At 49.1% G+C, this 13,425-nt stretch carries 8 protein-coding genes and 1 tRNA gene; 4 read left to right on the forward strand and 5 right to left on the reverse strand.

What is annotated here, in order from left to right; translation table 11 throughout:
• Positions 1–158: 158 nt before the first annotated feature.
• Positions 159–1,520, reverse strand: coding sequence for a histidine--tRNA ligase (gene hisS, locus WKT12_RS11110; RefSeq protein WP_021971071.1), 1,362 nt, complete (start codon positions 1,518–1,520; stop codon positions 159–161).
• Positions 1,521–1,696: 176 nt separating this feature from the next.
• Positions 1,697–2,371 (reverse strand): zinc metallopeptidase, encoded by a 675-nt coding sequence (locus tag WKT12_RS11115; protein WP_021971070.1) that lies wholly within the window; start codon positions 2,369–2,371, stop codon positions 1,697–1,699.
• A gap of 289 nt (positions 2,372–2,660) precedes the next feature.
• Between WKT12_RS11115 and WKT12_RS11120 the strand changes: the two genes are divergently transcribed.
• A tRNA-Lys gene (locus WKT12_RS11120) sits at positions 2,661–2,738 on the forward strand.
• Between the two features lie 133 nt (positions 2,739–2,871).
• The gene (locus tag WKT12_RS11125; protein WP_021971615.1) at positions 2,872–3,288 is read left to right on the forward strand and encodes an EamA family transporter; all 417 of its coding nucleotides are present in this window, start codon (positions 2,872–2,874) and stop codon (positions 3,286–3,288) included.
• Between the two features lie 161 nt (positions 3,289–3,449).
• Here WKT12_RS11125 and WKT12_RS11130 read toward each other — a convergent pair whose 3' ends face one another.
• Entirely contained in the window at positions 3,450–3,779 is a 330-nt protein-coding gene (locus WKT12_RS11130) for an ArsR/SmtB family transcription factor (RefSeq protein ID WP_021971614.1), read from the reverse strand.
• A gap of 112 nt (positions 3,780–3,891) precedes the next feature.
• Complete coding sequence (locus WKT12_RS11135) at positions 3,892–4,797, reverse strand: nucleotidyltransferase (RefSeq protein ID WP_340319708.1); 906 nt, start codon at positions 4,795–4,797, stop codon at positions 3,892–3,894.
• A gap of 135 nt (positions 4,798–4,932) precedes the next feature.
• Here WKT12_RS11135 and WKT12_RS11140 point away from each other — a divergent pair, with 135 nt between their 5' ends.
• Positions 4,933–9,525, forward strand: coding sequence for a translocation/assembly module TamB domain-containing protein (locus WKT12_RS11140; protein WP_340319709.1), 4,593 nt, complete (start codon positions 4,933–4,935; stop codon positions 9,523–9,525).
• Positions 9,526–9,551: 26 nt separating this feature from the next.
• Positions 9,552–11,885 (forward strand): translocation and assembly module lipoprotein TamL, encoded by a 2,334-nt coding sequence (gene tamL, locus WKT12_RS11145; protein WP_340319710.1) that lies wholly within the window; start codon positions 9,552–9,554, stop codon positions 11,883–11,885.
• Between the two features lie 79 nt (positions 11,886–11,964).
• Here the strand turns inward: tamL and WKT12_RS11150 are convergent, their stop codons facing one another.
• The gene (locus WKT12_RS11150; protein WP_340319711.1) at positions 11,965–13,401 is read right to left on the reverse strand and encodes a hypothetical protein; all 1,437 of its coding nucleotides are present in this window, start codon (positions 13,399–13,401) and stop codon (positions 11,965–11,967) included.
• Positions 13,402–13,425 lie beyond the last annotated feature (24 nt).

Below are 13,425 nucleotides of genomic sequence, written 5' to 3' on the forward strand. Positions count from 1 at the left end.
ACGGGCAGAACTTCTTGTAAACAATTCATCCAGTACATACGATTTGATGCGATACATTCAGACAATTGACGGGCGTAACTTCTTATAAACAGTTCACCCCCTTCACATCCGGTCGGTGTGAAGGGGGTGAAGGGCAAAAAAGGTAAAAAATTTCTTTATCAGCGTATCGCAGCAATCAATTCTTCCGGAGCCAACAGGCTTTGTTCACCTGTCGCCATATTCTTCAAGGTTACTTTTCCTTCGTTCATCTCATTTTCACCTACGATAGCAACAAAAGGAATTGCCTTGGCATTGGCGTAACTCATCTGTTTCTTCATCTTCGTACTGTCGGGATAAATCTCGGCACGGATACCTGCTGCACGAACCTTTGCCAGTATCGGAAGCACGTAAGCAGCCTCAGCCTCACCAAAGTTGACGAACAGAAGCTGAGTACCCAGTGCAGCATCTTTCGGATATAAATCGAGCTGGTTTAATACATCGTATATACGGTCTGCACCAAAAGAAATGCCAACTCCCGACATACCATCCATACCAAACACGCCTGTCAAGTTGTCATAACGTCCACCACCACTGATACTACCGATCTGTACATCGAGCGCCTTTACTTCGAAGATGGCACCGGTATAATAATTCAATCCACGTGCCAGCGTCAAATCCAGCTCAACTTCCGACTTGATTCCCAGTGTAGAAATAGTTTTCAAAATGAACTCACTCTCTTCTACGCCTTTCAGTCCGGTTTCGCTGGCAGCAAGAACCGACTTCAGCGTTTCAAGTTTTTCATCATTCGAACCGCTCAGCAAGATAATCGGCTGCAACTTGTCGATAGCTTCCTGCGGAATGCCTTTCGAAGCCAATTCAGCATTCACATTTTCCAAGCCTATCTTATCCAGTTTATCGATGGCTACCGTAATATCCACAATTTTATCTGCTTCTCCGATAATTTCAGCAATACCTGTCAGAATCTTACGGTTGTTTATCTTGATAGACACCCGGATACCGAACTTATTGAACACCGCATCAATCATCTGCACCAGTTCTACTTCGTTCAGCAGCGAGTTGCTTCCTACAACATCGGCATCGCACTGATAAAACTCACGGTAACGTCCTTTCTGAGGACGGTCGGCACGCCATACCGGTTGTATCTGAAAACGTTTGAAAGGGAAACTTATTTCGTCGCGATGCATTACCACATAACGAGCAAATGGTACGGTCAAGTCGTAGCGTAACCCCTTTTCACAAAACTTACTTGCCAGTTTTGCAGCATTACGGCTCAGCAGTTCTTCATCGGTCAACCCAGAGAAATAATCTCCAGAGTTCTGTATCTTAAACAACAGTTTGTCACCTTCTTCACCATACTTTCCCATCAGCGTAGACAAGTTTTCCATCGATGGAGTTTCAATCTGCTGGAATCCATACAAATAAAATACTTCGCGGATAGTATTGAATATATAATTACGTTTCGCCATTTCTACAGGCGAAAAGTCTCTTGTTCCTTTGGGTATACTGGGTTTTGTAGCCATAATAAATCAAGATTTATAAATTTCGTTGCAAAAATACATGAAATATTTGAATTTGAAAGCTGTTAGAAAAGAAGTATTTACTAAAACAGAGAACAAAAAAGCGCGGAAGTGTCACATCTCCCCACACAAAAGGGCGTTATACACTTCCGCGCACTATTATATTTTACTCCGTTTTATCAATCACGACGATTGGTAAATATCATAATGTAATAAACTAATGTAGCCAGTGAACTCAGCGCTGCTACGACATAAGTATATGCAGCAGACTTCAATGCATCCTGTGCCTGACGATGATTTGAGGAATTGGTTACTCCGGCACTGCTCAACCAAACCAGTGCCCGTCGGCTTGCATCAATCTCTACCGGCAAAGTAATGAAACTAAATAAGGTCGTCATGGCAAAAAGACAAATACCTATCAACAGAAGCTGTGGAAAAGTATTAATCATAAACATACCGGCCAATAAAACCCACTGTACTATAGAAGAAGAGAATTGTACAACCGGAACCAGTGCCGAGCGCATCTGCAACGGTGCATATGCTCTGGCATGCTGGACTGCGTGCCCGCATTCATGAGCGGCAACAGCTGCTGCGGCAACACTACATGTATTATAAACTCCTTCACTCAAATTGACAGTTTTGTTTGCCGGATTATAATGGTCGGTCAACATCCCCGGAGTGCTGGTTACTCTTACATCATAAATGCCATTATCGCGAAGCATCTTTTCTGCAATTTCTCGCCCCGTCATGCCATTACTTAATGCCATGCGAGAATATTTATCAAACTTACTTTGCAGATTCGACTGCACCCAATAACTGATAAGGGCAATACCAATAAATAAAATCCAATACATATAATCTATCTTTATTTGTTTCTACTTACTTAAATAAAAGCATACAAATACTTTGCCAAAAGTAAATAAAAAAACAGGAATTGAACAATTCTTTTTACGCTTTTGACTATTATTAAGTTTGTTCTTAAATATTCTTTTTCAAAAATACAATATTTTATTTCATTATCAATCAGTGCATTAGTAATTAAACAAAATATTATTTTCACATTTTCTTCTTAAAATATTTGGTAGTTTAAAAAGAATAGTCTACCTTTGCACTCGCAATCAGGAAATGACTGCAAAACAGGTTTGATTCGCTAGCTCAGCAGGTAGAGCACAACACTTTTAATGTTGGGGTCTTGGGTTCGAGCCCCAAGCGGATCACCCAAACAAATCTACTAAAAGCGAAGAGGATGTATCTGAAACGATACGTCCTCTTTTTTTTATAAAAACTTCAAGAGAAATTGAAAAGATTCAGGCTAAAGCCATAACTTTGCCCGTACTTTTAAATCCAAACCGTTATGTGGAAGTATTATGCTCTGCTGTCAGCGTTTTTTGCCGCACTGACAGCTATCTTTGCCAAGATAGGCGTAAAAGACATTAACTCAGACCTTGCCACAGCTATCCGTACTACAATCATTCTATGCATCACATGGGGAATTGTTTTCTGCAGCCGGGAAACCGCAGGCATCAGGCAGGTAAGCGAACATACGTGGATATTCCTCATCCTTTCGGGAATAGCAACGGGACTGTCGTGGCTGTTTTATTTCAAGGCACTGCAAACCGGAGATGTATCGCGCGTGGCACCGATAGACAAGCTCAGCGTGGTCATGACCATCTGCCTGTCGTTCTTGTTTCTGCGCGAACCGGTCAGTCTGCGGGTAGTAATAGGTGCTCTCCTGATTACCTGCGGAAGTATTGTGATGCTTATCAAATAGCCAGAAGATTCCTTTCACCCTTTTCACCGGTAGCATTGGCACAACCAGAGGAATACTTCCTTTTACAAAACCGACAAACAAAGGAATAAAAACACAAGTCAACCAGAAAAGAAAAATACAATTCGTAAAACAACAAACATTATAGTTTTTAAAAAAGGCTGTTATTTACAGCACTTTTCCGTTTTCTCCACACACTGCCCGAAAAACTCCTGAAAAAGCCCGCTGGCCAGTTTCCAGTTTTCACGGTTAATGCAGTACTTCACCTTCGGAGTTTCCACCTCACCCTGTATGAGTCCCGCATCCTTCAGTTCCTTCAAGTGCTGCGACACGGTAGCCTTGGCTATCGGCAGTTCCTCATGTATATCGCCAAAATAGCATGTTTTCTGCCGGGCAAGAAAGTGCAGAATGGCAATTCGTGCCGGATGTCCCAAGGCTTTGGCAAACCTTGCCAACTGCTCCTGCGTGGCTGTATAATCCTTTTTTGCTTCCATCGTATCCTATCGTTCGAAAATTACGAATATCATTTAAAATGTGTAACCAAAAAAATTCCTTTATGCCGGAAACGGTAAAATCCGCCTTTCAGCATAAAGGAAAATTCATTTATCAGAACAACTTGCTTGGATATTCTCCAGAGTCGGCAAGTGCTTTCAGCTTATCAACCACGCCCTGACGGTCGGCAGCATAAGTCACACCAAACCAGCGAGAAGTCGTATCGAGTACTTCTACCGTAGCAGTACCATCGTTTATCAGCTTGTTCACCATGAGCGGAATGTAATATTCAGCTTTCGGCTTGTCGATGTTCTCTTTCAGGAAGTCTACGAAATAATCTTCAGAATACTTGAAATAGTCGGGAGTAAAGCCCCACATATTCATAGAAACCGGTGTATTATCTTCGATGCCTACCCATTCGCCGTTCTCGTCCTTGTAAGAAACGACGCCGTTGATACGCATGATTTCAGTACGTTCAACCACCGTAGTCAGGTGTCTGTGTTCATCGGTAGAGCAGATACCGCGAGCTACAGTACCGCTTTCGCTCAATGTATTACCTACACGGAATCCTACCATACAGTAGGTATTCTTGACTCCTTCGGGCAGTTCGGACAAGTATTTACCGATAACGGCAAAACTATCGCGTCCGTAGAAGTCGTCGGCATTGATAACGGCAAAAGGTTCACGAATCACATCTTTACCCATCAGCACAGCATGATTGGTACCCCATGGTTTTGTACGATCGGCCGGGCAAGTGAATCCTTCGGGCAACTTGTCGATGCTCTGGAACACTACTTCCACCGGAATATGATTTTCGTACTTGCTGATGATTTTCTTACGGAAATCCTCTTCAAAATCTTTTCTGATTACAAATACGATTTTTCCAAATCCGCCACGTATAGCGTCGAAAATAGAATAATCCATGATTGTTTCACCGTTAGGTCCTACGCCGTCAAGCTGCTTTAAACCTCCGTAACGGCTTCCCATTCCTGCTGCCAGGACAAACAAAGTTGGTTTCATAATATGTCTTTAAATTAAGTTATAGCGCAAAGGTAAAGAATTTATATAAATAGCGCTAAATTGTTACAGAACAAAATGAGTATTGTTTCGGTTATTTTATATAAATTCGCATAAACTATACGCTTTATTTAGCCTATGAAAAAGTATTTACGATGGACTGGGATTGCCGTCGCATCGCCGTTCATACTATTTATACTGCTATGTATCTTGATATACATTCCTCCTATCCAGAACTTTCTGGTGAATACGGCTACCCGCTACGCTTCCGAGGCCACAGGAATGCAAATTTCCATCGGACGGATTTCACTCTCCTTCCCCTTGGATCTGGTTGTCAGCCATACGGTTGTAGTCGACAAGCAAGATACGATTCTGAACGCCGAACGGCTGACTGCCAAGGTACAGCTCATGCCGCTTCTGCAAAAGAAGATAGAACTGGACGGACTGCAGCTTACCAAGGCTTCGGTCAATACGGCAAACCTGATTGAAGGACTCACCCTGAAAGGCAATCTGGGAGAACTGTTCGTTTCTTCTCACGGAGTAGACCTCGACCCGGAAACTGCCATTGTCAATACACTGTCGCTGAAAGATACCCACCTGTCGGTATGCATGGCAGATACAACTGCTGCCGACACGACCAGCTCGGCACCGCTGTACTGGAAGATACAGTTGAAGAACGTCGATCTGGAAAACGTATCGTTTGCCATGCAGATGCCTCTCGACTCCCTCGACATGTCGGCGTCCATCGGCAAGCTGTCACTGCGCAACGGACTGGTGGACTTGCATAAATTGGCATACTCTGCCCAGACACTCAACCTGAGCAAGGGTACGGCTTCCATCAACACCAATACGCTCGCTCCCGCACAGGGACTGGACGTAGCACATATCGCCATCACCGACATAAACCTGGACTTAGACTCTGTGTATTATGCCGGGGAGGACATCTATGCCAATATCAAAGACTTCAACCTGAAGGAACGTTCCGGACTGGAAATCACCTCAACGCAAGGCAAACTAATCTCCGACGCGAAAACCCTCAAGGTACCCTCGCTCCAGATAAAGACTCCCGACTCGTTCATCGAGTTCAACGCCTCTATGGACTGGGATGCCACCCATGCCGATAAGGACGGACAAATCAACGCCCGCCTCATGGCAGACATCGGCAAGAACGACTTGCTGAAGGTAGTTACCGGCATGCCTGAAGCGTTCATCCAGAAATATCCGGCGGCTCCCCTGCAGATACGGGCAGGAGTGGACGGCAACCTGAAAGAGATACGCCTCACCACACTCTCGGCAAACATTCAGGGAGCACTCAAGGCACAGGCGTCGGGAAAAATCTCCCTGCCGCTGGACAGCATACGCCGGAACGGTTCGGTGAGCCTGGAGGTAGAAACGGGCAATCTGGCTTTCGTAGAAACCATGATGGAAGGTATCGTGCTGCCTCACGGCATGAAGTTGAACGGAGAAGCACAAATCAACGGAAGCCGGCTGGGAGCCGACTTACAATTCCTGCCGGGCAGGAAAGCCAACGTATCTGTCAAAGCAGACTACGACATGCAGAAGGAAGCCTATCTGTTCGACCTGAACGTAGACAGCCTCAACCTGCACCGTTTCATGCCTCATGACTCCATCTTCGGACTTTCGGCTACCATTCATGCAGAAGGCGAAGGCACAGACTTTTTCTCTCCGCGTACAAGAGCGATGCTGAAAACCGAAGTTTCTCACTTCCGCTACGGGTCACTCGTATTCTCGGGAGTGACGCTGACGGCAGGACTGCAACGTTCTCAGGCTTCGGCACTGCTGAACATCAACAACCGTGCGCTCGACGTATCGGCAGAACTGCAGGCACTGCTGCATCCCAATCTGGTAAAAGCCGACCTGAATACCAGCATCCGGCTGTTGGACTGGCAGGAACTGGCACTGATGAATACGCCGTTCCGCTCTGCCATGAACATCGAAGTACATGCACAGACCGACATGAAACAGCGGCATAGTGCACGGACAACCATCAGCGGTATCCAGTTGGCTACTGCCGAACGGACATTCAAGACCAAGGATCTGCATGCAGGGTTCAACATGGCGCCCGACTCGGTGCGAGGATATGTGAATGCCGGCGACCTGACCTTCCTGTTCAGATCGACCAACAGCCTCGAGAAATTCATGAGCAAGACCGACCGCATAGCACAGGAGTTCAGTGCCCAGTGGAAAAAGAAACATATCAACCAGCAGTTGCTCAAGGAGATGATGCCGGCAGCCCAGTTGAAGATATTCTCCGGTTCCGACAATCCGGTTGCCAACTTTCTGGCGGCACAGCACATCAGTTACAACCGCCTGAGAGCAAACTTCAGCCTGTCACCCGAAAAAGGACTGGACGGTTCTATCGACTTGTTCGGTCTGCATACCGACAGTCTGCAACTGGACACCATTTACTTCAGAGCCTCACAGGATTCTGCCCGCCTGCAGTTCGACAGCGGTGTAAAGGCACTTGCCAGCAAGCGTCAGGAAGCATTCAATATCTCGCTGAACGGCTACATAGGCTCTACCGACGCACAGATGCTTATCGGCTATCTGAACGGGAAAGGAGAAACAGGCGTAGACCTCGGCCTGCAAGCCCAGTTACGCCCCAACGGCATCAGCATGCACATTACCCCCGACAACCCCACGCTGGTATACCGGCCGTTCAAGGTAAATCCCGACAACTACATTTACCTGAGCGACCAAGGACGCATCCATGCCGACGTAAAGATATACGACGAGAACCACTCGGGACTGTCGCTGTACTCTACCCCCGACTCTCTCGCGCTGCAAGACCTTACCTTGGGGCTGAACCAGATAGACATTGCAGAATTCCGGCGCATCATCCCTTACATGCCCGACATAGCCGGCTCCATCAATGCCGAGGCACACTATATACAGACCGAAGCAAGTACGCAGGTAGCCACCGATGTAGGTATCAGCAATCTGGCTTACAACAAGCAGCCACTGGGCAACTGGGAGATGAGTGCCGTCTACCTTCCTAAGGAAACGGGAGAACACAGCATCGACGGTTTTGTCATGCTGAACGGAGAAGAAATCATGAGCATGAACGGAAGCTACCTGTCGGCTTCGGGCAAAAACGACAAAGACCATATCACAGCCGACGTGAACCTGCATCACCTGCCGCTGAAGATAGCCAATGCGTTCATCCCCGACAATATGGCAAAGCTGCAAGGCGACCTCGACGGAGCCATTTCCGTAGAAGGCTCTACGTCGCAACCCGTATTAAACGGAGAGCTGGGAATGGACAGCGTCATCGTAAACATACCGCAGGCTTCGCTGAACCTCCGTTTCGACAACCGCCCGCTGAAGATAGAAAACAGCCGGCTGATATTCGAACGCTTCAACATCTTCACCAAAGGGAAAACGCCGTTCAGCATCGACGGATATGTCGACATGACCGACATGGCTGCCATGGACATCAACCTGAAGATGCAGGCACACAATTTCGAACTGATCAACGCCAAGCGCACCAAGGAATCGCTGGTTCACGGCAAGCTGTATGTCGACGTCGACGCCCTGCTGAAAGGAAGACCGGATGCCCTGACCATGCGTGGAAACATGAACATACTGGGCAGCAGCGACTTCACCTATGTACTGAAAGATTCGCCGCTCACCGTAGAAGACCGCCTGAACGAAACCGTAACGTTTGTCGACTTCAGCGATACCACCCATATAGAGAAGCCCAACATGCCAGTCATGTCGCTGGGCGGAATGGACATCCTGATGACACTCCACATCGACGAAGCCGTACAGGCACGTGTCGACCTGAACGACAACGGCAGCAACTACATGCTGCTGGAAGGCGGAGGCGACCTCTCGTTCCAGTACCAGCCCGACGGCAACATGCTGCTGAACGGACGATACTCGCTGATGAGCGGAGAAATGAAATACGAAATGCCTATCATCCCGCTCAAGACCTTCTACATACAAGACGGCAGCTACATCGAGTGGACGGGCAACCTGATGAACCCCAACCTGAACATCAAGGCAGCCGAACGGGTACGTGCCTCGGTTTCGTCCGACGGAGAAAGCTCACGCATGGTCAACTTCAATGTGGGTGTCAACCTGACCAACCGGCTGGAAGACCTGGGATTCACCTTTACCCTCGAAGCCCCCGACGACGGAGCCATGCAGAACGAACTGGCGTCCAAGTCGGCAGAAGAAAAGAACAAGCTGGCAGTCACCATGCTGGTAACCGGCGTATACATGGGCGACAGCAATGCCGGAGCGAAAGGATTCGATACCAACAGCATGCTGAACTCTTTCCTGCAAAGCGAAATCAACAAGGTAGCCGGAAGCGCGCTGAAAACCATCGACATCAACTTCGGTATGGAAACGACGGACGAAGGAGGTACAGGCAACACCCGTACCGACTACAACTTCCAGTTTGCCAAACGTTTCTGGAACAACCGCTTCCAGGTGATTATCGGCGGCAAGATTTCTACCGGAAACGACGTACAGCAGCAAGACGAATCGTTCATCGACAATATATCGCTGGAGTACCGCCTCGACAACAGTGGAACACGCTACATCAAGATTTTCCACGACAAGAACTACGAGAGCATCCTCGACGGCGAAGTGATAGAAACCGGTGCCGGTATCGTACTGAGAAAGAAAGTGAGCAAACTGGGCGAGCTTTTCATCTTCCGTTCGCGCAAGAAGAAGCAGCCGGAACAAGAAACAGCCAACTGATTTTTTAGACACATAAAAACAGATTCATGAAAAGACAGAAAACATATCCTATACTCGTCCTCCTGCTGACAGTCTTACTTGCCGCATCGTGCTCTACCACCAAGCACCTGCCCGAAGGAGAAACACTGTACTTAGGACTGAAAAAGGTTACCATCGACAACGAAGACAAGAGCAAGGCAGGACAGAATGCGCTGGCCGAAGTGGAAGGCGCAATCAGCATTGCCCCCAACTATGCCATCACGATAAAACCCAACATACGCTTTCCCATTCCCTTCGGACTATGGATATACAACCGTTTCGAACGGTACGAAAAAGGGTTCGGCCACTGGGTATTCAAGAAGCTGGCTTCCGATCCCGTATATGTTTCCACCGTCAATCCCGAAACCCGTGTCAAGGTGGCAACCAACCTGCTGCACGACTACGGCTACTTCGACGGCAAGGTAACCTACCGGGTAGACAGCACGCGCAATCCCCGTGCCGTAAAGCTGAGCTACGATATCGACATGGGTAAGCCCTACTACATCGATACCCTCATCTACGAAGGCTTCCGTCCACGTACCGACAGCCTGCTCCGCGCCCACTTCGACGAACGCCTGATACACAGCGGCGACAACTTCGACGTGACCGTGCTGAATCAGGAACGCCAGCGCCTGATAGACCTGCTGCGCGACAACGGCTATTACTACGCCCGAAACGAATTTCTGACGTTTCTTGCCGACACCATCATGCGCAAAGGCTACGTCAGCATGAAGATTGTACCACGGCAGAGCATACCCGAAGAGGCACTCCGCACCTACTACATCGGTCACACCTCGGTCTACCTCACCGGCTACAACGGCGAACAGCCCACCGACTCGCTGAAACGACGCAACTTTACGGTCTACTATTCCGGCAAGAAGCCCGGCATCCGGTACGGCGTACTGCGCAAGCGTTTCCTGTACCGTCAGGGAGAAGTCTACTCGCAAACCCGGCAGAACTATACACAGGAAGCACTGGCACGACTGGACGTATTCAAGTTCAGCGATTTCCAGTATACCCCCCGCAGCGGAGCCGGAAAAGATACCCTCGACATACGGGTAAACGCCATGTTCGACCTGCCCTACAACAGCGAGCTGGAACTGAACGTCACGACCAAAAGCACCAAGCAGACCGGACCGGGAGCCATCTTCAACCTCTCGCGCAAGAACTTCCGCGGCATGGGAGCCTCGCTCAACCTCGAACTCAAAGGCTCGTACGAATGGCAGACCAGCTCCACCGTCGACGGCGACAAGTCGGTCATGAACTCCTACGAACTGGGTGCCGCCCTGTCGCTGGAGTTCCCCCGTATCGTACTCCCGTGGGTACGCAACCGCATCGACCCCTTCCGCTTCCCCTCGCAGACCAACTTCAAGATTTACGCCGAACAAGTAAACCGTGCCCGTTACTTCAAGATGCTCTCCTTCGGCGGAAGCGTATCGTACAGCTTCCAGCCCTCACGCAGCATGAAGCACACCGTAACACCGCTCCATCTGGCATTCAACCACCTGCAGCACCGCACGGCAGCCTTCGACTCCATAGCCGAAGCCAACCCGATGCTGTTCCACAGTCTGGACGACCAGTTCATCCCGTCGGTAACCTACACCTTTACCTACGACAACTCCTGGCAGCAGCGCCGGATGCGCCTGTGGTGGGAAAACTCCTTCACCTCGGCAGGAAACGTCACCTCCCTTATTTACGCAGCCTTCGGCAAAAGCCTGAAGGCAAGGGACAAGAAATTTCTGGGAACCCCCTTCGCCCAGTTCCTGAAATTCTCGAGCGAAATACGCCCGCTGTATTACATCAGCGACAAACAGCAGATAGCAGCCCGCTTCATGGCAGGAGTAATCTGGGCATACGGCAACAAGACCATCGCCCCCTACAGCGAGCAGTTCTACGTAGGAGGTGCCAACAGCATCCGTGCCTTTACGGTACGTTCCATTGGTCCGGGACGCTTCCATCCGGCAGAAAGCTCCACCTATTCGTACGTCGACGAAACGGGTGACATCAAGCTGGAAGCCAATCTGGAGTACCGATTCCGCATCCTGTCGAGCCTGTTCGGCGGCAACCTGAACGGAGCCGTCTTTCTGGACGCCGGCAACGTATGGCTGATGCGCAAGGACGAAGCCCGTCCGGATGCCGAATTCAGCTTCAACAAATTCTTAGACAGCATCGCACTGGGCACCGGTCTGGGCATCCGCTACGACCTGTCGTTCCTCGTGCTCCGCCTCGACTGGGGAATCGCCCTCCACGTACCTTATGAAACGGGCATTTCCAAGTATTACAACATTCCCCGGTTCAAAGACGGCATGGGCATCCATTTCGCCATCGGCTATCCGTTCTAAAAAAGAGAACAAAAAAAACCGGAAGTTTGCATACGTTTTGTGCAAACCTCCGGACAAAAATTACTATTCAGACTAAAACTTAATTGAAAATAATAGAATTCATAATCTGCCACTCGTGACGAGCGTCGAGCACAAGCACCCCGGCAGTACTAAGGTCAATCGGCTCATCCTCACCATAGCTCTGCGACTGGCTCTTCTCTCCCATCGTATACAAGCGGTTGCGCACAATACTGAAACATGTTTCCGTATCAATATTGTCAAGTTCGGTAATCACGGTACGTCCGTTCTCTCCATCGGGCAGCGATACCAGCGTACGATCCTCGCCTGCCGTTTCGTAATTACGCAAGACGACATCCCAGTACTTTATCACCTTTCCGTCCGCGTCGAGCATCTGCATCTGGAAAGTAGGTACACCCGCATCCACATCCTCCTGCGTCATGACCACCGATATCCAGAAACTGTCGCCGAACACCGTACCCCTCGGCAGCGAAATCGTGCCCTTAGGATAAGCCTCCTCGTCAGTCTGCCAGTTCGTATCGGCACTGTCCAGATAGCCGTCGCCATTCATATCCAGCGGCAGCAGCCCGTTCTTCGTATTTCCCGGGAACCACTTGCACAGGTCAATCTCGTACACAGAAAACGCATTGTTCACAGCCGATCCTGCCAGAGCACAATCATAGTCCGTACGCGGATCCATACCATTTATCACATTATCCTTATGAAAATCGAAAGCATCGTCCACACTTCTGAATCCTCCGAAGATAACAGTCTGATTCCGTTTGGTAGCAACCAGCCGCAGCTTAGCCACACTGCTGCCGTTTACCAGCACCGGCACACGGGTAAAATAGCCAAACGTACCCGCTACCTGCCGGCGAGCCACCATCAGTCCGTGCTGTGCTTCCGCCTCATCACTCAGTTTGGAAAGAATTACGCCATTTTCCACCCAGAAAATTTCCGCCCCGGCAAACACCTCTTCGGCATATCCACCGTCGGGTACGGTAGCCACCTCTGTATGGTTAAAAGAATCGCCTACCTCCACACCCTTGAACGGCTCATAGCCTCCATACGTACCGCTTTGATAACCTATTACGTAAGCCATGTAAGTCTTGCCTTCCTCCAGACACTCACTGCCGGTAAGTGTAATCGTGGCATAGCGTCCCATTCCATCTTCCGTACTCCAGGGGTAGCTTGCCTTGTTGTCCGGATTGCTCCAGTTGTCAATCGTCTTTTTATACACCACCTTTGCCGGACTCTGATACTCCACAATCAGTATACTGAGCTTGTCGAACGTCTGCGTAGGCGTAACACTCGAGATAGGACGGCGTGACGCCACAGCAGCCGGATTCACTCCCTCTCCACCTTCAAAAAGCTCGCCCACACTTTCTACTGCAACCGAAAACGTCTGCTGCTGAGGCTTTCCACTCTGCCCCTCTGCATCGGGCGACGAAGAATCACTGCAGGCAGAAAAAAGCATCAGGGCGATGCCCGCCAAATATGTCAATCTATATAATTTCATAAATAAATTATCCAATTAAAATAA

The organism is Phocaeicola sp. HCN-6420 (assembly GCF_037890145.1).
In the GTDB taxonomy this organism is placed as follows: domain Bacteria; phylum Bacteroidota; class Bacteroidia; order Bacteroidales; family Bacteroidaceae; genus Phocaeicola.

Excerpts from the sequence above, each read along its gene's own strand:
- hisS (WP_021971071.1), bottom strand. The coding sequence starts at position 1,520 with ATGGCTACAAAACCCAGTATACCCAAAGGAACAAGAGACTTTTCGCCT.
- WKT12_RS11125 (WP_021971615.1), top strand. The coding sequence starts at position 2,872 with ATGTGGAAGTATTATGCTCTGCTGTCAGCGTTTTTTGCCGCACTGACA.
- tamL (WP_340319710.1), top strand. The coding sequence starts at position 9,552 with ATGAAAAGACAGAAAACATATCCTATACTCGTCCTCCTGCTGACAGTC.
- WKT12_RS11150 (WP_340319711.1), bottom strand. The coding sequence starts at position 13,401 with ATGAAATTATATAGATTGACATATTTGGCGGGCATCGCCCTGATGCTT.
- WKT12_RS11115 (WP_021971070.1), bottom strand. The coding sequence starts at position 2,371 with ATGTATTGGATTTTATTTATTGGTATTGCCCTTATCAGTTATTGGGTG.
- WKT12_RS11130 (WP_021971614.1), bottom strand. The coding sequence starts at position 3,779 with ATGGAAGCAAAAAAGGATTATACAGCCACGCAGGAGCAGTTGGCAAGG.
- WKT12_RS11140 (WP_340319709.1), top strand. The coding sequence starts at position 4,933 with ATGAAAAAGTATTTACGATGGACTGGGATTGCCGTCGCATCGCCGTTC.
- WKT12_RS11135 (WP_340319708.1), bottom strand. The coding sequence starts at position 4,797 with ATGAAACCAACTTTGTTTGTCCTGGCAGCAGGAATGGGAAGCCGTTAC.